Consider the following 23,751-nt stretch of genomic DNA (forward strand, 5'->3'; position numbering starts at 1 on the left):
TTACTGGCTGGAAACGGAAGAAGTGTTGGCAACAGGCTGGGTCGGGGCCGAGGGCAGGAAGAACATCACCAGGGCCACCACCAGGTAAATCAGATAGGCGCCCAGGGTGCTGACGGTCGGCGCCTCCTGGTAACCGAACATGCCGGCCAGTACTGAACCGAGTGGGCTGTCCATGGGCAATGCGGCGCTGAAGTCGAACAGCACGGTCTGCCAGTGATTCCACACGCCGGCTTCATGCAGGGCTTGCACCGAGTTGGCGAGAATGCCGGCGGCGACCACCAGGATGAACAGGCCGGTCCAGCGGAAAAATGCGCCGAGGTTCAGGCGCATGCTGCCGGAATAAATCAGCAAACCCACGACAATGGCCAAGATCAGGCCGAGCAGGGCGCCCACCGGAGCACCTGGGCCTTCGCTCTGCTGAAACACGGCCAACAGGAAGAACACCGTCTCCAGCCCTTCGCGGGCCACGGCGAAAAACACCATGGCGATCAGGGCGAACACCTGATGCCTGGAGCCGGCCAGTGCATGGTCCAGGGACTCATGCAGCGAGTGCTTAATCGAGCGCGCCACCTTGCGCATCCAGAACACCATGGAACTGAGGATGCCCACGGCGACCAGCCCGACGACACCTTCAAACAATTCCTGCTGTTTTTGCGGGAATTCCGCACTGACCAACTCCAGGCCACCGCCCACCAGCAGCGCCAGCGCCGCCGCAAGGAACACGCCGATCCACACTGCGGGCATCCACTGGCCACGCCCGGTCTGTTGCAGGTAACTGGCGATAATGCCAACGATCAATGCCGCTTCAATGCCTTCGCGCAGCATGATTAAAAAAGGAACGAGCATCGGGCACCCGGGCGCAACTAGTTAGGGAGCTAAGTTGTAACATAATGATACTCATTGCTAAACAAGAAATATTGACCTTTGCTGAACGTGGGCTGAACAGTGGTGGCGAAGCGCAACCGCCCTTATGATGCAGGCCAACCACACCGCAGCTGGACAGCTCAACGCCCCATGTCGGAAAAAGACACCATCTCCATCCACCTCGTGCGCGAAGCGCTGTTGCAGAGTTGCGCGCCGGGAGCGGCCACCGTTGAGGCATTGAGTAAAGTCGGGATTGCCCCGGAATTGCTTGAGCAGCCCGGCGCTCGCGTGGCGGCCACCGCCTATGCACGCCTGTGGCGTTTGCTGGCGCGGCGCAGGGATGATGAGTTCTTTGGTATGGACCCGCGCAAACTCAAATCCGGCAGCCTGGCGTTCCTGTGTCGCGCCGCCATGGCGCAACCCAGCCTGGCGGCCGGCCTGGAAACCGGCTTGGGGTTTCTCTCGCTGATGCTGGAGCACCTGCCAGCCCAGCTGGTGCGCCAACAGAGCCTGGCGGAAATTGTCCTGCTCGAGCCTGATGAGCCCAAGCGAGCGTTTACCTACTTCACCTATTGGATGATCGTCCACGGCGTCGCCTGCTGGCTGGCGGGGCGGCGTATTCCGATCCTCGCCATTGAGCTGCGTTGCGCGCAGCCGGACTTCTGTGACGATTATCAGGTGATGTTTTCTGACAACCTGCGCTTTGATCGACCACGCACCCGCATGATCTTTTCCGCTGATTGCCTGGACCTGCCGATCAAGCGCAGCCCGCAAGAGCTCCAGCGTTTCCTGGCTCATGCACCGGCTAACATCCTGGTCAAATACCGCGACCCGGAAAGCCTCGCCACGCGCATCAAGCACGACTTGCGGCAGATGCCCCCCGACACCTGGCCGGAAACCGAGGGGCTTGCCGCCCGGTTGTGTATTTCTGCGTCCACACTACGCCGCCGTTTGGCGGAAGAAGGGCAGACCTATCAAGGCCTCAAGGACAGCGTGCGCAAGGAACTGGCGATTGTGTGGCTGGCTGAACCGCAAATCAGCTTTGCGGAAATTGCCACGCGGTTGGGGTTTGCCGATGCGAGTTCGTTCTACAAGGCGTTTCGTAAGTGGTCTGGATCGAATCCCGGGCATTATCGGAGTTTGATTTTGAGCGAGCCGAGTCGACTCTAACTTCCGTCATGCGGGATTAGGACAGTTCTCACTTATTCCTTCACCCAAGTATGACAGAACGCTCCTTCTATATTTTAGGACGTGGCTGGCATATTTAGCGCTTGATTTCGTGCACCGTAAGCAACGTGTTCTCACCCGCATTAGTGGGTGCTTGATATCTGCTGGGTTGATATCGAGTGTCGTGTGCTGGCAGCCATTGCTTAACTGTGAGGTGCGCTTATGGGGAAATAAAAGATCAGATATTTCGAGTGGGTATTTATTTACTATTTGCTGATTTGAGGTGAGATCATGAAATGTCTTATTGCGTTGCCGTGTCTCGCGTTAATGCTTTTGTCTGCTCAGGTGCCGGCCTTGTGTCTGTATATAAGTGACAGCTATAGCGGGCTTTTGCCGCCTGGTGTCGAAACGACAGTGTATGGTCCGTTCGCCATAACTTCCGCGAATGGATGTGCGGGTGCGACTATTGACGCCTCAGCTTCCACGGGAGGAGGGCGGGCGCCACAGTTGATTATCCAAAAGCAGTTGGGAGCCTCTTGGCAATCTGTTGCGACAAGCTTTGGGAGCAGCGCTTCATACTCTGGATCGTTTGGTACCTATCGAGTCGCTATGTTCAATTCCGACCCTGATGTGAAATCCTACTCAGGCATCGCCAAGTACGGCCGCTGAAGGCCTGCATTGGCAGTGCGTTAAGATCCTCCTTAGCGCACTGCCCAAACGACTTGGATTCAAGCTTGCTCATGAATCTTTAAATCACTGCTGGAAGAGTTGACGAAGTAGGTCAATGCACCTATCGCGTGATTGGCATCTATCATCCCCCGCCGCCACCTCAAAGTATCTTCTTTCACGTCTGCAGGATTATTCTCAAGGAAATCATTGTAGTCCTCAAGCCGCTCATTAAACAAAGCGATGGCGTTGAATTTAACGTCTGTTTCTGTAGGAAGGCCATCTGCACCACTCGCCAAATTGCCTTCGGCGAATATTACAAATGCATGTATATCTATCATTTCATTGTCGAATAATCGTCGCGCTACTTTTCTGAGGTCATCTGAGCTTATGGCTGTCATGTCAAAGCCCTTTAAATATTCTTTCAGGTCGGCGATTTTTTTTGTTTCACCAAGATTTAGTGTGTCAGCTGCTACGGACTCCTCAGTGATTGTGAATTCATTCGTTATTTGCTCAGGGTTTTTAATAACGTAAGCGTTGGTTGCCTTCGTATGCCTCATCTGCTCAGCAGTCAACATGATAGCCATGTCGCCTTCCTCCATTAGTAAGTGGCACTTGGTTGTCGACACGTGCGCCAATTACTTTAACGTGGGGTGCTGTTTGCCTACATGAAAACGCACTGTTGTTTCTGAAGTATTTAAAGCTGGAAGCCAGGTGTAGCGCAGTACTAGGAAATTACCTACGAAGGACTTCCTAATTGGCTTACAGAAATAACTTTCAACATTTTAGGAAGTCCTGGCAAAAAAAAGCCCCACGACCGAATGGACCGCAGGGCTAAAAATTGGCTGGATGCGACCAACCAAAGGAGCTCTTTACCTCACTTGTTGCTGGCGACTACCGTATCCGGCTGCCAGCCACCACCCAGCGCCTTGTAGATCGCCACTATCCCGCGATACAGGTCGACTTCAGCCTGGGCCTGGGAATCTTCGGCGGCCAGGCGTTCGCGTTGGGCGTCGAGCAGGACCAGGAAGTCCACGGTGCCTTCGCGGTAGCGGATCGCCGCGAGGTCGGCGGCGGCGCGGCTGGATTCGCTTTGGCGGATCAGCGAGACCAGGCGTTGCTGGCGCTTGCCGTAATCGCTGAAGGCGTTTTCGGACTCTTCCAGCGCCAGCAGCACTTGCTGTTCATAGGTCGCCAAGGCGCCATCGGCTTCGGCATTCGCACCGCGCAAACGCGCACGCACGCTGCCCAGGTCAAACGCGGCCCAGGTGATGCTCGGGCCCAGGGACCAGGCATTCGCGGCGGCCGAGCCGATCTGCGAACCGCGCCCGGCGGTGAAGCCGAGGAAGCCGCTGAGGCTCACCCGTGGGAACAGGTCGGCCTTGGCCACGCCAATACGTGCGGTGGCGGCGGCCAGTTTGCGTTCGGCGCTGAGGATGTCCGGGCGTCGTTGCAGCAGTTGCCCCGGGTCGCCAATTGGCAACGCCTTGGCAATCGCTGGCAGGTCTTTCGGGCTCAGGTCCACGCTCAGTTTGTCGGGGCGCTGGCCGAGGAGGGTGGCGATGCGGTTGCGCTCACGCACTTGTTCGGCCTGCAGTTGCGGCACGCTGGCTTCAACCGCTGCCAGGCGCGCGTCGGCGCGTTCGACGTCGAGTTGATCACCCACGCCGGCATCGCGCAGGCTGACGGTGATGGTGCGCGACTCCTGCTGGTTCTTCAGGTTGTCCAGGGCGATGCGTTCACGCAGTTGCGCGCCGCGCAGTTGGCCGTAGGCGTCCACCAGTTCGGCAATCATGGTGACTTGCAGTTGGTACAGGTCGGCTTCGGCCACTTGTTGGTCGGCGTCGCTGGCTTCCAGGTTGCGACGGATACGCCCGAACAAATCCACTTCCCAGGCCATGTCCAGGCCCAGGTCGTAGCGCTCGCTGTTGACACGCTTGGTGGTCTGGCCGGGAATCTGGCCCTTGCCCACATCGCTGCTGGCGCGGGAGGTGACCACCGGCATGATGTCGTTGGCCGCATCATCACGGATGGCCCGTGCCGCCCGCAGACGGGCGAAGGCCACGCGTAAATCACGGTTGCCGCTCAGGGACTGGGTCACCAACTGGTTGAGGGTCGGGTCGTCGAACTGCTGCCACCAGATACCTTCGTACTTGGCGTGGTCGTAGCTCTTGGTGTCGGCGGCGGCCGTGATGTTGGCCGCCTCCAGTGGCTGGGTCTTGTAGTCCGGGCCTACGGCACAGGCGGCGAGCGCCAGCACCAGCAGGCTCGGCAGGAATATTTTCACACTCATTGCTGTGTCTCCAGCTTCAAGGCCTTGGCCGCTTTGCGCGCTTCACTGCGCTCGACATAGCGACGGATCAGTACGTAGAACACTGGCGTCAGCAACAGACCGAAGAAGGTCACACCGATCATCCCGGAGAACACCGCCACGCCCATGGCATGGCGCATCTCGGCGCCGGCACCGCTGGAGAGTACCAGTGGCACCACACCCATGATGAACGCGAACGAGGTCATCAGGATCGGCCGCAGACGCAGGCGGCAGGCTTCCAGTACCGCGGCGAGCGGGTCGAGGCCTTCCTGCTGTTTATCCTTGGCGAACTCGACGATCAGGATCGCGTTTTTGCACGCCAGGCCCACCAGTACGATCAAGCCGATCTGGGTGAAGATGTTGTTGTCGCCGCCCGAGATAATCACCCCGGTGATGGCCGACAGCAGCGTCATCGGTACGATCAGGATCACCGCCAGTGGCAGGCTCCAGCTTTCGTATTGGGCGGCGAGCACCAGGAACGCCAGCAGTACGCAGAGCGGGAACACAAACAGCGCGGTATTGCCCGAGAGGATTTGCTGATAGGTCAGGTCGGTCCACTCGTAGGTCATGCCGTTGGGCAGTTCATCTTTGAGCAGTTTTTCAATCGCGGCCTGGGCCTGGCCAGAGCTGTAGCCCGGCGCGGCGTTGCCGTTGATTTCTGCGGTGATGAAGCCGTTGTAGTGCATCACACGGTCCGGGCCCGAGGTGTCGCTGACCTTGATAAAGGTCGCCAGGGGGATCATCTCGCCTCTGTTATTGCGCACTTTCAGCTGGCCGATCTGGTCGGCGTCCTGGCGGAACTGTTGCTCGGCCTGCACGTTGACCTGATAGGTGCGCCCAAAGCGGTTAAAGTCGTTGGCATACAACGAGCCCAGGTAGACCTGCAGGGTGTCGAAGATGTCACTGATCGCCACGCCGTGGGTCTTGGCCTTTTCGCGGTCAATGGCCGCGTCCACTTGCGGCACGTTCACCGTGTAGCTGGTGAACAGGCCGAACAGCTCAGGCACGCCGTGGCTCTTGGCAATCACGTTCTGCACTTCTTTGTACAACTCGTCATAGCCGAGGTTGCCACGGTCTTCGATCTGCAGGCGGAAACCACCGATGGTGCCCAGGCCTTGTACCGGCGGCGGCGGGAAGATCGCCATGTAGGCTTCTTCGATATTGGCGTATTGGCCGTTCAGTGCACCGGCAATCGCACCGGCGGACATGCTCGGGTCTTTGCGCTCATCGAAGGGCTTCAAGGTCACGAACACGATGCCGCTGTTCGGGCTGTTGGTGAACCCGTTGATCGACAGGCCCGGGAAGGCAATTGCAGCTTCCACGCCGGGTTGTTTCAGGGCGATCTCCGACATGCGCTTCATCACGTTTTCGGTACGGTCCAGGCTTGCGGCGTCGGGCAGTTGGGCGAAGGCCACCAGGTATTGCTTGTCCTGGGCCGGTACGAAACCGGTCGGCGTGTGGGCAAACCCGAAGAACGTCAGCACCATCAAACCTGCGTAGACGAACAAGGCAATACCGCTGCCGCGAATCACCCGGCGCACGGTGCCTACGTAGCCATGGCTGGCCTTTTCGAAAAAGCGGTTGAAAGGACGGAACAGCCAGCCACCGAAGACCTTGTCGAGGAACTTGGAGAAACGGTCCTTCGGTGCGTCGTGACCGCGCAGCAACACAGCGGCCAGGGCAGGGGACAGGGTCAGGGAGTTGAACGCCGAGATCACGGTTGAGATCGCGATGGTCAAGGCGAACTGCTTGTAGAACTGCCCGGTCAAGCCACTGATAAAGGCGGCCGGAATGAACACCGCACACAGCACCAGCGCCGTGGCGATGATGGGGCCGGTCACTTCACTCATGGCTTTTTCGGTTGCCGGGAAGGGCTCCAGGCCCAGCTCGATATTGCGCTCGACGTTCTCCACCACCACGATGGCATCGTCCACCACAATACCGATGGCCAGTACCAGGCCGAACAATGACAGGGCGTTGAGTGAGAACCCGAACAGGTGCATCACCGCAAACGTACCGATCAACGAAACCGGCACCGCCACCAAGGGGATGATCGAGGCGCGCCAGGTCTGCAGGAACAGGATCACCACCAGCACCACGAGAATCAGTGCTTCAAACAGGGTATGCACCACCGCTTCGATCGAACCGCGTACAAAGATGGTCGGGTCGTAGGCGATGCGGTAATCCATCCCCGCCGGAAAGCTCTTTTTCAGCTCGGCCATCTTGCTGCGCACATCGTTGGAGATGTCGATGGCATTGGAGCCGGGACGCTGGAAAATCGGAATCGCGACGGCGGGCTGGTTATCGATCAGCGAGCGCAGCGCATATTGGCTGGAGCCCAGTTCGACCCTGGCGATGTCCTTGAGGCGCGTGATTTCACCGTTGGCGCCGGCGCGAATCACGATGTTCTCGAACTCTTCCTCAGTGACCAGGCGGCCCTGGGTATTCACCGACAACTGGAAGCTGGTGTCGCTAGGCGCAGGCTGGGCCCCCAGGGCACCGGCTGCCACCTGGCGGTTCTGCTCGCGGATCGCTGTGACCACGTCGGTGGCGGTCAGGTTGCGCGAAGCGGTTTTGTTCGGGTCGAGCCACACGCGCAGGGAGTAGTCGCCCATGCCGAACAACTGCACATCACCGACGCCGCCCAGGCGGGCCAGTTCATCCTTGATATTGAGGATCGCGTAGTTGGACAGGTACAGCATGTCGTAACGCTGATCCGGGGAGGTCAAGTGCACCACCATGGTCAGGTCGGGGGAGGCCTTGTCCACGGTAATACCGATACGCGTCACTTCCTCCGGCAGCTTGGGCTGGGTGCGCGTTACGCGGTTTTGCACCTGCACCTGCGCGTTGTCCAGGTCGGTGCCCAGGGCGAAGGTGATGGTCAGGGTCAGCTTGCCGTCGGCGGTGGATTGCGAGGACATGTAGAGCATGTTCTCGACGCCAGTGATGGCTTGCTCCAACGGCGCGGCCACGGTTTCACCGATGACTTTGGGGTTGGCGCCCGGGAAGTTGGCGCGCACCACCACGGTCGGCGGCACCACTTCCGGGTATTCGCTGATCGGCAGTTGGAACAGCGAGATTGCACCGGCGATCAGGATCAACAGCGACAGCACCGCTGCGAAGATCGGCCGTGAAATGAAGAACTTGGAAAAATTCATCTTAAGTATTCCTTAACCGCGTGGAGCCGCGACGCTTGCGAGCTTGGGCGCTGCGGTTTGCGGCGCTACTTGCTCCAGGTTGCTGGCTTCAAGCGCTTGTCGTTGTTGGGCCAAGGCGGCGAGGGTTTCCTTGCTGGCCATCGGGATGGTTTCCGGCGCGACCGGCGAGCCTGGGCGCACACGTTGCAGGCCCTTGACGATCACGGTGTCGTCCTTGGTCAGGCCACTGCGTACGATGCGCAAGCCTTCGATTTTCGGCCCCAGTTCCACCGCGCGATAAGCCGGCTTGTCGCCGTCCATCACCAGCACGAACTTCTTGCCCAGGTCGGTGCCGACCGCTTCGTCATTGATCAACACGGCCGAATAGGTGCCGCTGCCGACCAGCTTCAAGCGCGCATACAGGCCAGGGGTGTATTCGCCCTTGCTGTTATCGAACACCGCACGGCCACGGATGGTGCCAGTGGCCGGGTTGACCTGGTTGTCGACGAAGTTCATCTGGCCCAGGTGCGGGTTGCCGGTTTCGTTGGACAGGCCCAGGTACACAGGTGTGGTTGCGCCACGCCGGCCTTCACGGGCCAGTTCGGTGTACTTGAGGAATACGCGCTCATCGGCGTCGAAGTAGGCGTAGACCTTGTCGGTGGACACCACGCTGGTGAGCGCCGTGGTATCGGCGGTCACCAGGTTGCCGGCGGTGATTTCGGCACGGCTGACGCGGCCACTGATGGGCGAGGTCACGCGGGTGAAGCTCAGGTTCAGCTTGGCCAGGTCCAACTGCGCCTGGATCCCGGCCATGGCGGCGCGGGCTTCCTGGGCGGCGGTGGTGCGCGAGTCGGCCAGTTCGGCGGAGATCGCATTGCTCTGGCGCAGGCGCTCGCCACGTTGCGCTTCGTTTTCACTGCGGGTGGCGGCGGCTTTGGTCTGTGCAAGCTGGGCCTCGAGGCGGCGCACTTCGGCCTGGAACGGGCGAGGGTCGATCTGGAACAGCAGGTCGCCTTTCTTCACCAAAGCGCCTTCAGTAAAAGCGACTTGGTCAATCTGGCCAGACACCCGAGGACGAATCTGCACGGTTTCCGGGGCTTCAAGGCGCCCGGTGAACTCGTCCCATTCGTTGACCGGTTGTTCCAACACCTTGGCCACGCTGACCTTGGCTGGAGGCATGGCGGCCGCTTGTTCCGGGGTCTTGCCGCACGCGCTCATCACCACCACGGCCAAGATCGCCAGGGGGAAGCGCAAATGTTTGAGTGACTGTTCCATGAGGTGCATCCGCCAATGTATTTGAGATGGGCGGATCATGCGCGGGGAGGCGGTATGTCACGAATCGAATGAAGCAAAGGTAACTATCATTCGGAATGATATAAGCGCGGAGTCAGCCCTCTAGCATGGGGGTTTTGTTAGGGAGCTATCAATGTGATTGATGACAAAAGACTGTTGCTCAGGGTGCAAGGAACTTTCCCAGCACCGCGTGGGAGCATCACGGCGCCTCAAACGCATCGCCCAGAAAATCGATCAAGGACCGCACCGACGGCATCAGCCCGCGCCTGGAGGGGAACACGGCGGTGATCACGCCTTCAGCGGGTTGCCATTCAGGCAATACGGCAATCAGGCGGCCATCGGCCAACTCGTCTTTCACGACGACTTGGGGCAGGTTGGCGATGCCCACGCCCGCCAGTGCTGCATTTTTCAGGGTCGACATGTCATCACTGACCAGGCGCGGCGTGTGCGCGACCTGGGCCGTCGCGCCGTCCGGCCCGGTCAGGTCCCACAGGTATTGAAGCAACGGGTTGCCCCAATGGATAGTCGCCAGCCCGGCAAGGTCAGCCGGTAGCGAGGGCAGGGGAGCGTCCTGCAAAAAAGTCGCGCTCGCCACCAGTACCTGAGGACTTTTAGCCAGTACCTTCATGACCAGCTCACTGCTTTCCAGCGGTGGGAAACACAGGTTCAAGGCCATGTCATAGCCTTCGCTGATGATGTCGACCTTGCGGTTGAAGCTCTTCACGTTCAGTTCGACGCTGGCGCATTGCGCCATGAATTGGGCGAGCATCGGCGCCACCCAGTAGTTGAGCAATGCGGTGGTGCAGCTCAGGCGGATCACGCCCCGCGGCTCTGATTTGTTGAAGGCAATCACATCTTCTGCTGACTCGGCTTCGGCAATCATCGCCACGCAATGGCGGTAATAGGCATGGCCGATATCGGTCACCTGGAATTGGCGCGTCGAACGCTGTATCAGCCGTGCTCCCAGCCTGGCTTCAAGCTGGCTGACCCTGCGGCTCAAGGTCGATTTGGGCAGGTTCAACGCTCGACCCGCCGCCGCAAACCCGCCGTGCTCGACCACCTTGGCGTAGAGGAAGAGTTCGTTGAGGTCGAACATGGGCAGTGTTCCATTTTTGAGATGCCCAAGCTTAATCCAAATCAGCCCTCACGTTGAGCGAATGTCAGCGCACTACTGATCAGTGCGTCAGTTCAGCGTATGACTGATATCCCGCAGGCGCGCGTCGCTCAGGTTGCCGGTGGATGCCAACAGGTGCAACTGGGCCATCAGGATCGCATAACGTTGTTGGGCCAGGCGTTGCTGGGTATCGGTGACTTTTTGTTGGGCATCCAGCACGTCGGTGTTGATGCGGGAACCGGCTTCGAACCCGTGGGTCACGGCGGCAAGGTTGATCTGGCTAGAGTTCAAGGCCTGCTTGAGTGCCTGGTATTGGCTCATGCCGTTGGTGACTTGCAGGTAAGCCTGGCGCGCCTTCAGCCCGGCGTTGCGACGTGCATCTTCGACTTCGTCCGCCGCCTTGCTTTGCAGTGCATGGGCTTCGCGCACGCGGCTGCTGGTGCGGCCACCGCTGTACAGCGGAACGCTCAGTTTGACCCCGACCACGGTCTGGTTATAGCGGTTTTCCGGCAACGTCACATCGTAGACATCGCCGCCGACAGAGGCGAAGCGGCCATGGGCGGCGATCAGATCAAGGGTTGGCAAATGGCCGGCCCGTTCCTTGTCGATGTCCATTTCGGCCAGGCGCTGGGCAATCTGCGCCGCCTGTACGGCGAGGTTGCCTTGTTGCGCGGTCGTGGCCCAATCATCGATGGCAGCGGGCACCGGGGCGCTGAACTGCGGCTCTTTGCCTGACCACGGGCCCGCCTGTGCGGCAGTCAATTGGGTGAGTGTCTCGTTGGCAATGTCCAGTGCGCCACGGGCGGCAATCTGCTCGGCGAATGCCTGGTCGTACTTGGCCTGCACTTGGGCGAGCGCGTTTGCTGTGGTGGCGCCGTCGGCCAGGAGTCGCTGGCTGCGCGTCTGGCTCTCGCGCAGGGTTTGTAGCTGTTGTGTGCGGGTGTTCAACAGTTCCTGATTGAGCAGTACGTCGAAATAAGCGCGGGCGACGCGCAGCATCAAGGCTTGGCGCGCCTGTTCGGTGTGCAGTTCACTGGCGCTGATCAACAGTTTGCTTTGGTCGTGAACGATCACATTCTGCCAACGCAGCAGCGGCTGTGTGAGGACCACGGCATAGGCGTTGGTGTTATTGCGATTGCGATGATAGTCGGACGAATCCTCGGCATCGACCCAGGCCGCGCCGCCAGTGACAGACAGGTCCGGCAGCAGGTTGGCACGGCTTTGCGGTTCCTTTTCTGCCGTGGCCAATTGCTGGGCCTGTGCGGCGGCGAACTGCATATCGTGGGTCAGCGCCTTCTGGTACAGGTGGTACAAGTCATCTGCCGATACCTGGGTGGGCGCGCAGGCGAGTGCCAGCCAATACAGCGGCATGAGCAGCGGGGTGGTGTTGAGATGCAGGCCTGGAATACGCAAGGGGTGTGCTCCACTGAAAGATTTATCGACTGATGTGGCTTCTGCGCATCATCAGCACCATGGGAATCCCGATGGCCATCACCACTCCCAAGGTGCCGAACAGCATGCTGAACGCCAGCATTTGCCCCTGTTCGCGCGCTTGCAGGTAGGGCATCAGAGCCAGGGCTTGTTGATGGCTCGCCAGGCCCAGGGAAAGAAACAACGGGTCGGTTTCCACACCGCCCCAGCCGCTGGCCACCAGGCTCGATTCGGTGACATGCTCGGAAAGCAGGCGGTAGCGTTCCCACAAGAACCGTGTGAGCAAGGTGGCTGCGATGGCGATGCCAACGCTGCCCCCCAACTGGCGCATCAGGTTGAGTACGCCTGAGGCGCCGGAGATCAATGTCAGCGGCAGGCGGCGCATCGCCAGGTTGGTCAGCGGCACGAAGATCATGCCCAGGCCCAGGCCGCGGATCACCAAGGGCCAGTACAGCGAGTCGGGGTTACTGTCGAGGGTGAACTGGGTGTGCAGGAACATCGCATAGCAGTACATGACAATGCCCAGGGTGACGAACACACGCTCGTCGATCTTGTTTTCCTGGGACAGCTTGCCGATCACCAAGGTGCTGATGGCGCTGGCCACCGCCCCGGGGAAAATCACTAGCCCGCTCTGGTAAGCGCTTTGCGCCAGTAAGGTCTGCAAGAACAGCGGCACCATGAACAACGTGCTGTACAGCCCGAAGCCCACGCAGAACGCACAGATGCACCCCATCAGGAACTCGCGGTTCTGGAACAGTGCGACATTGACGATCGGGTTGGCCACACGCCGCTCCCACCAAAAGAAGCCCACCAGGCTGAAGCTGCTGAGCAACAGGCAGGCCACGGTCCAGTGGGACGCCATCCAGTCCCAGTGTTCGCCGCGCTCCAGCAGGATCTGCAGGCTGCCCACGCCCAGGGCCAGCAAGCAGAAGCCGCTGTAGTCGACACTGGAAGGCTTTTGTTCGTTGGGCGAGTCGTTGATGCACAGCCAGCACAGCAACAAGGCCACGGCACCGATCGGCAAGTTGATCAAGAAGATCCAATGCCACGACAAGGTGTCGATCAGGTAGCCGCCGACGGTCGGACCCAAGGTGGGCCCCATCATCACGCCCACGCCGTACAGCGCCATGCCGCTGCTGACTTTTTCCTTGGGGAAGACGTCGTAGATGATCGCCTGGGAAATCCCCAGCAACCCGCCGCCCGCCAGGCCTTGCAGCACCCGGAACGCGACCAGTTGCCAGAGTTCGGCAGACATCGCGCAGCCCAACGATGCCAGTACGAACAGCGCGGTAGAGACCAGATAATAAGTCCGCCGGCCGAACCACGCCGACAGCCAGCCACTGACCGGCAGAATCACCACGTTGGCCACCACATAACCGGTAGAGACCCAGGAGATTTCATCCACCGACGCCCCGTAGGTGCCCATCAGGCTGGGAATCGCTACGTTGACGATGGTGACATCGAGCAACTCCATCATCGAGACCAGCGTGACGGTCAGCGCAATCAGGTAAGGCGACTTCATAGCGTCTGGCCGGTGTCGTCAGGTGCGGCCACTTCGACAAACGCGCTCATGCCCGGGCTCAACAACAACTTGTAGTCATCTGGCACATCGTTGAGCGCGATCCGCACCTGCACGCGCTGCACCACCTTGGTGAAGTTGCCCGTGGCATTCTCCTGGGGCAGCAATGAGAACTTGGCTCCGGTGGCCGGTGCCAGGCTTTCGACGACGCCGTCGAAGGCGTGCCCGGGGAAGGCGTCCACGGTGACACGGGCATTCTGGCCCACGCGCACGCGCCCCACCTGGGTCTCCTTGAAGTTGGCGGTAATCCACAGTGCGTCGGTGGCGATCAGGCTCATGAGCTTTTGGCCAGCGACCACAAACTGGCCGGGTTCCACCTCTTTTTTCGAGACAATGCTGCGCATCGGCGCGGTCTGGCGGGTGTCGTTGAGCTGGATCCTGGATTGTTCCAGCTCCGCTTGCGCGGCCGCGATCCGATAGTCCTGCACCTTGAGTTCGGCCTTGTTGGCCAAGGTACTCTGGGCGGCGGCCTGGGCGTTTTTGCGCGCCACCTCCTGGGCATGACTGAGGGCGTCGAAACGCGCCTTGGCCACTTCCAGGTCCTGGGTGCTCAGCGCGCCTTGGGCGCCAAGGCGACGGGCACGCTGATAGTCATTGCGTGCTTGCTCAAGGTTGGCGCTCGCTTGAGCCAGGGCCGCCTGCGCGGCCTCGCGCATGGCCACCGCGCCGAGCACCTGGCTGTCCAGCGCGCCCGGCACGCCTGCGCGCCCGGCGGCGGCGAGCAATGCTTGCCACTGTGCTTCGCGCTGCTGCAACTGATAGCGGTACTCGCTGTCACGGATCTGAAACAGCAGGTCGCCGCTTTGTACCCTGACGTTGTCCACCACCGGCACACTGATCACCACGCCCGAAAGCTTGGCCCGTACCGGGATGATCACCCCGTCGAGTTCGGCGTTGTCGGTGCTCACGTAGGTGCTGGAATACTGCCAGCGCTGCCAGCCCAGCACCAGCAACCCGCCGACCACGACGGCGCACAGCGTCAGTTTTATCAACTTGCCTTTGGTCATGTGGTACTCCCTGTCGATGCGCGTTGAGGTCAAGCAGGCTCAGAAACGGTGTGGGCCTCCGTGCAGGGCGACCCACGGTGGGCTGGGCACTTGCGACCAAATAGTCGATTCGCAGACACGGGCGTCCGGGCGAACACTCTTTTATTCACTTTCAGTGGGGCTGAGTGTTCTGCAGGAGGGAGTTGACGTTGTTGCGAATCAGATGCGATGGATGTTGGCGTTTTGCTGTCAGTGCGTCTTGAACGAAACGCTTGTCTTGCGCAAAACCTCAGCGGCAGTGCGCGGCGTCATGCCAATCATGCGGCGCATCATGCGAGCCAGATGCGCCTGGTCGGAGAAACCGCCGTCGGCAGCGGCGTCCGACAACGTCGAACCCCCGGCCAGGGATTTGGAGGCCCTTTCCAATTTGTTCCAGATGATCCACTGAGAGAGGGAAACACCCATCTGGTGGGTGGCGACGAAGCGCAAGCGCGGGCTGGACAACCCCACCGCCTGGGCAGCGCGACTGACGCAACCTGGACCGTCGCGGTCCAGGCGCAGAATATTCAAGGCTTTGTGAAGCCTATGGTCGATCGGCGGGGTAATTGCCAGCAGCCGCGAGAGGGCGTCGACAAAGTGCGACAGGGACGTGCTACGACGAAAGCACTCCAGCAGTTCATCACTGGCCAGGGCGATGCCATCGTCTTGCAGCAACGCATTGAGCGCACGGCCCAACGCCGTGTCCGGGCTGACATACAAAAATGCCACCGGATGACTCTCGGCCACGGCACGGTGTTCGACGTTGGGACCGATGATCACGCCTGCCGCACGGATGACTTTTCCGGGCAGCTCCAGGGTGGCGGGTTGGCCTACGCCGATGCACAGTTGGATGGCGACATGGGAGTGAGCAGTGTTTTGATCCGCACGGCCAATGTAACCGGCCCATGAGTCGCCAAAGGTAACGCTGCCATCCCACATTTGAAGTCTTCCTTGACGTGTTGGGTGATTGTTCGACGCGTGCAGGGTAGGCCTGGGCGGGTTTGGATTCAAGCGTGGGGCGGGTCGGACGCAAGACAGTCGTCACTCAGAATACGGTTGTGGGCCTCGTCTGCTTTTTTTGACTTGAGTTATCCGACTTAATAGGCGCTGATGCTAATTCTATAATTTTGGGCGCTAACTGGCGCAGAAGGGGATAAGTACAGGTTATGTTGGATTTAAGCTTCAGCAAGCCGAGTGAAGTCGTCAAGCGCCTCTAGAGCGCTTGGTGCTGGACATGAACACAACTTCGGGATGACGCCGAACCTGTGGCGAGGGAGCTTGCTCCCGCGACGGCCTAACAGCCGACGCCTACCTACCTGACACCCTAACGATCCCACTGTGCGGGCTTGCCCGCGAAGGCGACCTGGCAGTCAACACAGTTGGATTGTGTACATATCCATTGCTGCGGTAACGGCTACTTAGGGTTCCGCCTGACGGCGGGTCACTTTGGAAAAGAGCCGGAATGCCGGCCCAGCCCAAAGTAACCAAAGGGCTCTTGCCCCACCACTCGGCACCTCGCTTAGGCTCGGTGTGCCCGTAATCCGCCAGTGATTTGGGGCCCCAAATCCCTGTCGAATTCCGGCCAGCGTGGTTTAACGGGGCGCCTGAGATCAAGATCACAAGCAGATCAAGATCAAGAGCGGCTCGCTTCGCATCGTGGTTACCGTTGGGTGTGGTCACTCATGGCAGGGAATTTATCGCCTTTATGACCGCATCGGCGATGGTCTTTGTAATAAGCCGACGCTGACGGTGATCAATCTTTGGGCTCAGCCATGTGGGCAGGCTGTTCAGTACGGGCAGAATCGCCGTGAGCGCGCCCTCGCGCAACGGCCCGCCGGGCTGATGGCCCAGTTGGCCGACCACTTTCATGAGTTCCGACTCGTAGGCTAGCCTCAATCGCTCAACGCTCGCCTGCATCGGCGCGCCCAGGCAAGTGGCGTCCATGACCGCCAACTTGAAGTGCCCGGTCATCTGTTCATGCAATTGAAGGTGGCCTTCAATCAGCTTTGCCAGGCGTTGCGCGGGCGTCAATCTACGGGTGTTGATCCGGTCGACGTGCGACAACAGCGCCTGATACAGCTCTGTCAGCCACTCAAACAGCATGGCTTCCTTGCTCTCTACATGGTGATAAATCGCGCCCGGGCTGATGCCGACATGCGCCGCCAATTCGCGCATGCTGACCTGGCTGAAGCTACGCTCCTTGAACAGCTCCAGGGCTCTGCGCTGGAACTCCGAGCGGCTGAGCGCGGGAGCCGTCCTCATGTGTCGAGTGCCTGCTGCTTGGCAATTTCCTGGTTGCGCAGGATGAACCGCTGCAATTTGCCACTGGGGGTCTTGGGCAGTTGCTCAACGAACTCGATTTCCCGTGGGTACGCATGTGCGGCCAGGCGCTGTCGGACATGCAAGCGCAAGACTTCCGCCAACTCGACACTGGGCAGGTACTCGCGGTTGAGCACGACAAACGCTTTGATCAGCTCGGTACGTTGCGGGTCGGGCTTGCCGATCACCGCGGTTTCGACCACTGCCGGGTGTTCGATAAGCGCGCTCTCTACATCGAAAGGCCCCACGCGGTAGCCGGACGTGGTGATCACATCGTCGTTACGGCCGACAAAGCTGATACTGCCGTCCTCATTGAGCTCCACGATATCGCCGCTCAAGTAGTAACGGCCCACAAACGCCTTGGTGGGCATGTGAAGGTAGCCATTGAACCAGCACAGGGGCGAGCGCTCGCGATCCACCGCGAGGACGCCCGGTTGGCCTGTCGGCAACTCCCGCTGCGCATCGTCCAGCACGACAATCCGGTACCCCGGCACCGCATAACCGGCAGAACCCTCACGGACCCGATGGCGTAACCCATGGTGATTGCACAGCACCATGCCGATTTCGGTTTGGCCGTAATGGTCGTGAATGACCACGCCGAGCTGTTCGGCGAACCAACGGATGACTTGCGGGTTGAGCGGTTCGCCGGCGCTGCTGACGATACGCAGTTGGCCACGCACGGCGTCGGCGAACTCCGCCCCGGCATCAATCAGCAGGCGAAAGGCCGTAGGCGAGCCGGCCAGGTTGCTGATCCCGTACTTGGCGATAATCCGGCTGGTGCTTTGTACGGTGAAAGGGCCGTCATGGAACAACGTGGCGCGGCCGCAGGCCAGTGGCCCGGTCACGGCGTAATACAAGCCATAGGCCCAGCCGGGGTCGGCGAGGTTCCAGAAACGGTCGTCTTCGCGCAGGTCGATTGAATCGCGCATATAACTTTTGAAGGCCAGGATGGCGCTCAAAGGCACCTCCAGCGGCTTGGCCGGCCCGGTGGTGCCCGAGGTGCACATCAGCAGGAACGGCGCACGGGCGTCCAGCAGCTCAGGTGTGCAGTCGGGTTGCTGATGCTCCAGCACCTCCCAAAACGCGTAGTCGCTGGGGCGCTGTGGGGTGGCGTCGGTCACGATGACGCGGGGGCAGTCGAGGAGCTCGTCCAGCTTGGGACGGTTGTGGGCGTCGGTCACGATCCAGCGCGCGTTGGAACAGTCCAGTCGCTGTTCAATGGCCTTGGGGCCGAACGCGGTAAAGAGCGGTTGGTAGACCGCCCCGATGCGCCAGGTTCCCAGGAGGGCAATCACCAATTCAACCGTGCGTGGCATCAGGCCGGCAACCCGATCCCCCGGCTGCACGCCATGGGCGCGCAGGAAGTTGCCGAAGCGCGCCGCGTGCGCCTGCAGTTCGCTGAAGGTGTACTGCGTGGCGCGGCCATCGCGCGTTTCGCAATACAACGCCACGGCATTGTCCTGGGCGTGCCGGTCGCAGCATTCAATGCAAGCATTCAAGGCGCCGAGTTCGCCGTGCAAGTCCTGGGCAGCCAGGTGTAGATAATCGAAGGATGAGACTGCTGAGTCGTAATCGCGCATAACGTACCTGATTATTATTGTTGGAATTTGTGCTGTGCCCACGCAGGTTGCGCGGGCACCTCTACCTCGGCAAAATGGGGTCAGCCTGCAAGGACGACATCGGCGCCGATAAGGCCTGGGAGTCAAAGATTGCCGCCCCCGGCAGCGCCTGCCAGGCCGAGGGGCCAGCGGCGATTTCCTGAGCGCTCAGCAGGCAATTGTCGAGTGCGCGCTGCAGCGCTTGGGTGTCCAGGCCCTGGCCGATAAAGACCAGCTCCTGCCGGCAATCGCCGACAATGCTGTCCCACTTGGCCATGATGTTCTGCAACCGATATTCATCCTGCGGCCATTGCGACTGCTCGATGAAGTTCCACCAATGCCCGACGTAGTCCCACTGGAACTGCCTGCCGCTTTGCACCAGCAGGCCGGTTTCCAAGTGCCTGCTGGCGAGCCAGAAGTAACCTTTGCTGCGCAACAGGCGCCCGTTGTGCCAGGGCTGCTGGAGAAAATCGAGTAATCGCTGTGGGTGAAACGGGGCACGCTCGCGGTACACCCAGGAGGTCACGCCATAGGTGTCCGATTCAGAGGCCGGCGCGTCGTCGGCCTGCATTTTTTTCATCCAGCCGGGCGAGGCCGCAAGGCTAGGCAAATCAAACAGGTGAGTACCGAGGATGGCGGATAACTCCACGTTACCCTGAGCCATCGGGATGATCCGCGCGCTTGGGTTAAGGCCGGCGAGGATCGCGTGCACGGCCTGGTAGCCGGGCTCGTCGATCAGGTCCAGTTTGTTGACGAGAATGACGTTGGCGTATTCCACTTGCTCGATCAGCAGGTCGGTCAGATGGCGCGTGGGGGCGTCCTCGCGGGCCACTATGCCCGGCGATTCGAGCAATGCTTCAAAGCGACTGCCATCGACCACCGTCACCAAGGTGTCGAGCCGCGCCAGTTCGCTGAGGCTGAAGCCCTGCGCGTCAAGGAAGGCGAACGTCTCGGCTACCGGCATCGGCTCGGAGATCCCCGTGGACTCGATCAGTAAGTAGTCGAAACGTTGCTGGCGCGCCAGGGCGCTGATCTGCTCGAGCAAATCGGCGCGCAGCGTGCAGCAGATGCAGCCATTGCTCATCTCGATCAACTCATCGCGACCCCGGTGCAGCGCCACGTCGCGCTGCACCTGCTCGGCATCGATGTTGACCTCGCTCATATCATTGACGATGACCGCTACGCGCAGGCCGTCGCGATTGCGCAGGATATGGTTGAGCAGGGTGGTTTTGCCGGCGCCGAGGAAGCCGGAAAGCACCGTCACCGGCAGTCGGCCTGTCAGGGCGCCGCCCATCATGCGTTCACCGTGCTTTCGGCGTGGTCCAGGTAGCTCTCGAACAGGTCGACCACCACGAACCCCTCATCTGCTGCGTCGCCCCAGAGCTCTTTCACGCGAAACTCGACGTGGTAGGTCGGCTGATGCGCCGCGCTCAGATCACCGTGGCCGATCGCGTCGGGGAAGGGCCACTTTTGCGTGGTGCGGTGCACAACCACGCCTTCTTTGCCGCGCACATAGGCCGGCATGCGGGTATGCCCGGCCACATACTCGTCTCGCACCACCACCCGGTCGCCCACCTCAAAGGGCGCGCGGCCGGTGATTGCTGGGCGCCCACTGGCATGCGCGGGGTTCGCCAGCTTGAAGTGCGAGCCCAGGGCCTGATCGAGTTCCGCCTGGGTGATTACACCGGTTTCGACCAGCAGGGTGGCGGTCGCGATGACATAGCGTTCGTAGTATTGGGTGCCGACATGTTGGCGCACATCCAGGCGCTCCACGGCATGGCGCACTTCGTCCACGCTGAACTTTTTCAAGTGATCGGCGCCGACAAACATCAGGCTGTAGGCCAGGTGCTCCCAGTCCTGCTTGAACACGGGTTGGTAGCTCAGGCTGTTGATGGTGTGAGGGACTTTGCCAAAGCCTTGAAACCCACCGAGATCGTGAAAGCCATCCATTGTGAATACCTCTGAAAAATGCAAAAAACAAAGGGCACCGGTTACGCCACGTAAGGCAGGGCCACGCCGATAAGCACATCCTTGGTGATCAGTTTTCGCAGCGCCTCTTCATCCATGGCTTCGCTGCCCTTGGGCCGTACAGGCAGCACCAGATAGCGGGTTTCGGCGCTGGTGTCCCAGACCTTGACGATGACGTCGGCCGGCAGCTCGGTGCCCAGCTCCCGCAGCACGGTGCGCCCTTCGCGCACCAGTCGGGCGCGGAACTCGAAGCCCTTGTACCACTCCGGCGGCAAGCCGAGGACAGGCCAGTTGGTGCAGGAGCACAGGCTGCACACAATCACGTTTTTCACGCTGGGCGTGTCTGGCAGCGCAACAATGTATTCACCCTGCGGGCCGGTATAGCCAAATTGGGCGCACGCCGCGGTGCCGTCTTTGAGCAGCAGTTCGCGAAACTGCGGGTCTACCCAGGCCTTGGCCACCACCCGAGCTCCGTTCTCCGGGCTCCATTGGTGCGCCATCAGCTGTGTCATGTGTTCGATGTAACCGTCGGGGATCAGATCCTTCTGCTTGAGCACCTGCAGTAGCGCTTGCGCGCGTTCGCCCGGTGTTGATGTGGTTGCTTGATGTGCGCTCATAAGTTGACTCCTCATCGTTGAGCTTCTGGGCAGCGCCTGGCGGCTTGTTCTTTTTGCGCTGCGCGGGATTACCGGCTAACCGTTTTTCCAATCAACCGACGCCTCGAACGCTGCGGCGGCCTGGTAAATCGTGCCTTCGGCGTAGTGCTTGCCAACCAGCATCAGCCCGACAGGTAGACCGTCTACCAGGCCGCAGGGAATCGACATGGCCGGATGGCCGGTGATGTCCTGGGCGGAGGCATTGCCGATCATTTCCAGCGCACGGGCGACGTACTCGGTAACCGAGCAACCCGGCTGCGGGTGGGGCTGGGCGATGATCGGCACGGTGGGCATCACCAGCAGGTCATAGCGCGCCAACGCGGCGTCATACCCGGCGCGTGCCACGCGCCTGAGGTTTTGTGCCTTGGCGTAGAACCGCCCGTTGTAGCGCTCCAGACCGTATTGCCCGACGAACATGCACAGCTTGAGAGAGGCGGATAGCTCATTGGCTTGAGCGCGCCATCCGGCTTGCTGGTCCAGCAAGCCGACGTCATACAGCCCTTGCCAGTTAAAGCCGGCCCCATTGCCGTGCATCATCTGCATCATCAAGCCTTCGCAGCCGATGGGGTGCCACAGCGAACCGGCAATGCTGTGCTCAGGCACCGACACCTCCTCGATCTGCGCGCCCAGCCGCGCAAACGCTGCAATGGCCTGGCGTACGCACGACGCCACACGCGGGTCCTGGTTGGCCAATTCAAAACCTTCGCGCAGGATGCCGATCCTCAGCCCGCTGACACCGCGCTCCAGGTAATCGCTGTAAGCGTCGACCTGCGGCGCGGCTTGTCGCGGATCAAGCCCATCGGCGCCGGCCATCACCTCCAGCATCAAGGCGTTGTCGCGTACGTTTGCGGTAATGGGGCCGGCGTGATCGATAGTCGCCTCGATGGCCATGATGCCGGTGTAGGGCACCAGGCCGTGGGTCGGCTTCATGCCGTAAGTGCCGCAGAAGGCGGAAGGGATGCGGATTGACCCGCCCTGGTCACCGCCGACGGCCAGGTCGACCTCGCCGGCAGCGACCAGCGCTGCGCTGCCGGAAGACGAACCACCCGAGGCAAACCCTTGGCGATAGGGGTTGTGCACCGGTGCAGGATCGGAGGTGTGGCTGCCGCCGGACAGGCAGTAGTGTTCGCACGTTGCCTTGCCGAGAATGGTGGCGCCGGCATCCAGCAAGCGGGTGACGACGGTGGCATCGAATGCAGGGACGAAGCCTTCAAGCGGCTTGGCACCATTCATCATGGGCACGCCAGCCAGCGAAATATTGTCCTTGAGGGCGACCGTTTTACCCGCCAGCTTGCCTTCGCGCGCACCGTTGACTTCGGTGCGGAAGTACCAGGCGTTGAGCGGGTTGTGTGCGGCCGAGGGACGGTAGCCTGAGCTGCGTTCATAACGCACCGGCGGGATGAAGTCCGGCAGCTCGTCAACCAGGTCATAGGCATCGAAGCTTGCCTGCATAAGCGCCAGGTATTCATCGGCTTGCTGCGCATCGAGCTGCATGTGCAAGCTGCTCGAAATAGCCAATAGCTGTTCAAGGGTGGGGCGAGCGATTGCCATGGTTGGCTGTCCTTATCGTAAATGGCCGAAGAGCACTGCATGCTCACTATCAGCGGGCCTGGGGCTCAAGATAGTCCGCGCATCCAGCCGGTGGCTTGGTTGAGAAAGACATCGACTTGGCTGAGCCGGACACCCTGGCGCCAGGGGCGCGCGTTCGCAGTGTCTGGCGTTAAAAAATGTGCGCGTAACGCAGGTTCATGCGGAAGTCTTCGCGGGTGCCGTTGTCCACCGAGAGGTCTTTGCCCAATTGCAGTTGCACCTGGTCGGTGGGGGTGACGAATTTGGTGGCGGTAAGGCGCAAATTGGTGGTACCCAACTCGTTGTCCTGATTGACGTGCTCGATGTTTGTCTCGCCTCCCCAGGTGCGCCCAAAGCCAATACCAAAGGTGGTGGTGGCGTCCGGCATGTAGCGGCCCATGATCTGCGCGGCGTAGGACACGTCCTGCTTCAGGCGGTCGGCATTGGCACCGTAATCGGTGTTGTCGCCATACCAGGTCGCGCCGCCGACCAGGTCCATCGCCCATTTCTCTGTGAAGTGCTTGACGTAGGCACTCTGCAGTTCGAATTTCCAGCGGTTCTCCCCGAGGTTGAGCGCGTCGTCCTTGTCATACGTGCCCGAAGGCACATACACATAGGGGGCGATACTGAGGGTGTCGCGGGCTTCGTTGAACCGCCATTTCACCGGCGCGGTGAGGATCAAGTCGCCCACGCCGCGAGTACTGCCCAGTGAAGAGGCGTCACCTGCGCCGGAGACGTGGCCGAAAGGCAAAAGAAATTGCGGGTCGATGGTGACCGTGTCGCTGAGTGCATACACATGGAGCAGACGCAGGATGCCGACGTCGGAGGTCACCCTGAAGTCAGAGCTGGCCTTGTGGCCGTTGGCGTAAGCCGAGTCCGTAGTGGCGTGCTGGTAATAAATCGCCCCGATAGTGGCACCGACCGGATATTGCTCGTAGTCGCCAGGCGCGACTTCACCCGCGTTCGCGTGAAGGGCGGGCAACAGGGTGGAGAGGGTCAGCAGGCGGATCTTATTCATCGTTTATTCCTCGCACAGGGGACCGGGCCACCCGTG

18 protein-coding genes are annotated in these 23,751 nt (G+C 60.6%); 1 reads left to right on the forward strand and 17 read right to left on the reverse strand.

All coding sequences use genetic code 11. From position 1 onward, the window contains the following. Entirely contained in the window at positions 1-846 is an 846-nt protein-coding gene (efeU, locus tag ACWHXD_RS13675; RefSeq protein WP_138763041.1) for an iron uptake transporter permease EfeU, read from the reverse strand. Between the two features lie 168 nt (positions 847-1,014). Between efeU and ACWHXD_RS13680 the strand changes: the two genes are divergently transcribed. Beyond that, complete coding sequence (locus tag ACWHXD_RS13680; RefSeq protein ID WP_138763040.1) at positions 1,015-2,034, forward strand: AraC family transcriptional regulator; 1,020 nt, start codon at positions 1,015-1,017, stop codon at positions 2,032-2,034. A 725-nt stretch (positions 2,035-2,759) separates the two neighbouring features. Here the strand turns inward: ACWHXD_RS13680 and ACWHXD_RS13685 are convergent. The 16 genes from ACWHXD_RS13685 to ACWHXD_RS13760 form a co-directional block, all read right to left on the reverse strand. Beyond that, entirely contained in the window at positions 2,760-3,284 is a 525-nt protein-coding gene (locus tag ACWHXD_RS13685) for a hypothetical protein (protein ID WP_098951584.1), read from the reverse strand. Positions 3,285-3,574: 290 nt separating this feature from the next. Beyond that, entirely contained in the window at positions 3,575-4,990 is a 1,416-nt protein-coding gene (locus ACWHXD_RS13690; protein WP_069558350.1) for an efflux transporter outer membrane subunit, read from the reverse strand. Further along, positions 4,987-8,166 carry an efflux RND transporter permease subunit gene (locus ACWHXD_RS13695; RefSeq protein ID WP_044273664.1) on the reverse strand — a complete coding sequence of 1,060 codons (3,180 nt, stop codon included), beginning with the start codon at positions 8,164-8,166 and terminating at the stop codon, positions 4,987-4,989. Before ACWHXD_RS13695 ends, ACWHXD_RS13690 begins: the two co-directional genes overlap by 4 nt. 12 nt (positions 8,167-8,178) lie before the next feature. Next, the gene (gene mexE, locus ACWHXD_RS13700; protein WP_098952677.1) at positions 8,179-9,420 is read right to left on the reverse strand and encodes a multidrug efflux RND transporter periplasmic adaptor subunit MexE; all 1,242 of its coding nucleotides are present in this window, start codon (positions 9,418-9,420) and stop codon (positions 8,179-8,181) included. A 217-nt stretch (positions 9,421-9,637) separates the two neighbouring features. After that, positions 9,638-10,534, reverse strand: coding sequence for a LysR substrate-binding domain-containing protein (locus ACWHXD_RS13705; protein WP_019820111.1), 897 nt, complete (start codon positions 10,532-10,534; stop codon positions 9,638-9,640). Positions 10,535-10,621: 87 nt separating this feature from the next. Then, entirely contained in the window at positions 10,622-11,965 is a 1,344-nt protein-coding gene (locus ACWHXD_RS13710) for a TolC family outer membrane protein (protein ID WP_138763038.1), read from the reverse strand. A 22-nt stretch (positions 11,966-11,987) separates the two neighbouring features. Continuing rightward, on the reverse strand, positions 11,988-13,505 hold the full coding sequence (locus ACWHXD_RS13715; protein ID WP_138763037.1) for a DHA2 family efflux MFS transporter permease subunit: 1,518 nt from the start codon (positions 13,503-13,505) through the stop codon (positions 11,988-11,990). Next, positions 13,502-14,569, reverse strand: coding sequence for an HlyD family secretion protein (locus ACWHXD_RS13720; protein WP_138763036.1), 1,068 nt, complete (start codon positions 14,567-14,569; stop codon positions 13,502-13,504). Before ACWHXD_RS13720 ends, ACWHXD_RS13715 begins: the two co-directional genes overlap by 4 nt. 228 nt (positions 14,570-14,797) lie before the next feature. After that, positions 14,798-15,526, reverse strand: coding sequence for an AraC family transcriptional regulator (locus tag ACWHXD_RS13725; protein ID WP_138763035.1), 729 nt, complete (start codon positions 15,524-15,526; stop codon positions 14,798-14,800). A gap of 741 nt (positions 15,527-16,267) precedes the next feature. Next, entirely contained in the window at positions 16,268-16,849 is a 582-nt protein-coding gene (locus ACWHXD_RS13730) for a TetR/AcrR family transcriptional regulator (RefSeq protein WP_032891985.1), read from the reverse strand. Then, complete coding sequence (locus ACWHXD_RS13735; protein WP_138763034.1) at positions 16,846-18,486, reverse strand: AMP-binding protein; 1,641 nt, start codon at positions 18,484-18,486, stop codon at positions 16,846-16,848. The genes ACWHXD_RS13730 and ACWHXD_RS13735 overlap by 4 nt, the downstream gene beginning before the upstream one ends. Before the next feature lie 61 nt (positions 18,487-18,547). Beyond that, complete coding sequence (locus ACWHXD_RS13740; protein WP_138763033.1) at positions 18,548-19,801, reverse strand: GTP-binding protein; 1,254 nt, start codon at positions 19,799-19,801, stop codon at positions 18,548-18,550. Beyond that, complete coding sequence (gene nthB / locus ACWHXD_RS13745; protein WP_138763032.1) at positions 19,798-20,454, reverse strand: nitrile hydratase subunit beta; 657 nt, start codon at positions 20,452-20,454, stop codon at positions 19,798-19,800. The genes ACWHXD_RS13740 and nthB overlap by 4 nt, the downstream gene beginning before the upstream one ends. 41 nt (positions 20,455-20,495) lie before the next feature. Next, complete coding sequence (nthA, locus tag ACWHXD_RS13750) at positions 20,496-21,089, reverse strand: nitrile hydratase subunit alpha (protein WP_138763031.1); 594 nt, start codon at positions 21,087-21,089, stop codon at positions 20,496-20,498. 75 nt (positions 21,090-21,164) lie between these two features. Further along, complete coding sequence (locus ACWHXD_RS13755) at positions 21,165-22,679, reverse strand: amidase (RefSeq protein WP_138763030.1); 1,515 nt, start codon at positions 22,677-22,679, stop codon at positions 21,165-21,167. 169 nt (positions 22,680-22,848) lie between these two features. Then, on the reverse strand, positions 22,849-23,715 hold the full coding sequence (locus tag ACWHXD_RS13760) for a transporter (protein ID WP_138763029.1): 867 nt from the start codon (positions 23,713-23,715) through the stop codon (positions 22,849-22,851). Between the last annotated feature and the right edge of the window lie 36 nt (positions 23,716-23,751).

It is taken from the genome of Pseudomonas fjordensis (genome assembly GCF_976987115.1).

Bases quoted from the DNA above. Each gene is read 5' to 3' on its own strand.
- efeU (WP_138763041.1), bottom strand. From the start codon at position 846: ATGCTCGTTCCTTTTTTAATCATGCTGCGCGAAGGCATTGAAGCGGCA.
- ACWHXD_RS13680 (WP_138763040.1), top strand. From the start codon at position 1,015: ATGTCGGAAAAAGACACCATCTCCATCCACCTCGTGCGCGAAGCGCTG.
- ACWHXD_RS13685 (WP_098951584.1), bottom strand. From the start codon at position 3,284: ATGGCTATCATGTTGACTGCTGAGCAGATGAGGCATACGAAGGCAACC.
- ACWHXD_RS13690 (WP_069558350.1), bottom strand. From the start codon at position 4,990: ATGAGTGTGAAAATATTCCTGCCGAGCCTGCTGGTGCTGGCGCTCGCC.
- ACWHXD_RS13695 (WP_044273664.1), bottom strand. From the start codon at position 8,166: ATGAATTTTTCCAAGTTCTTCATTTCACGGCCGATCTTCGCAGCGGTG.
- mexE (WP_098952677.1), bottom strand. From the start codon at position 9,420: ATGGAACAGTCACTCAAACATTTGCGCTTCCCCCTGGCGATCTTGGCC.
- ACWHXD_RS13705 (WP_019820111.1), bottom strand. From the start codon at position 10,534: ATGTTCGACCTCAACGAACTCTTCCTCTACGCCAAGGTGGTCGAGCAC.
- ACWHXD_RS13715 (WP_138763037.1), bottom strand. From the start codon at position 13,505: ATGAAGTCGCCTTACCTGATTGCGCTGACCGTCACGCTGGTCTCGATG.
- ACWHXD_RS13720 (WP_138763036.1), bottom strand. From the start codon at position 14,569: ATGACCAAAGGCAAGTTGATAAAACTGACGCTGTGCGCCGTCGTGGTC.
- ACWHXD_RS13725 (WP_138763035.1), bottom strand. From the start codon at position 15,526: ATGTGGGATGGCAGCGTTACCTTTGGCGACTCATGGGCCGGTTACATT.
- ACWHXD_RS13730 (WP_032891985.1), bottom strand. From the start codon at position 16,849: ATGAGGACGGCTCCCGCGCTCAGCCGCTCGGAGTTCCAGCGCAGAGCC.
- ACWHXD_RS13735 (WP_138763034.1), bottom strand. From the start codon at position 18,486: ATGCGCGATTACGACTCAGCAGTCTCATCCTTCGATTATCTACACCTG.
- ACWHXD_RS13740 (WP_138763033.1), bottom strand. From the start codon at position 19,801: ATGATGGGCGGCGCCCTGACAGGCCGACTGCCGGTGACGGTGCTTTCC.
- nthB (WP_138763032.1), bottom strand. From the start codon at position 20,454: ATGGATGGCTTTCACGATCTCGGTGGGTTTCAAGGCTTTGGCAAAGTC.
- nthA (WP_138763031.1), bottom strand. From the start codon at position 21,089: ATGAGCGCACATCAAGCAACCACATCAACACCGGGCGAACGCGCGCAA.
- ACWHXD_RS13755 (WP_138763030.1), bottom strand. From the start codon at position 22,679: ATGGCAATCGCTCGCCCCACCCTTGAACAGCTATTGGCTATTTCGAGC.
- ACWHXD_RS13760 (WP_138763029.1), bottom strand. From the start codon at position 23,715: ATGAATAAGATCCGCCTGCTGACCCTCTCCACCCTGTTGCCCGCCCTT.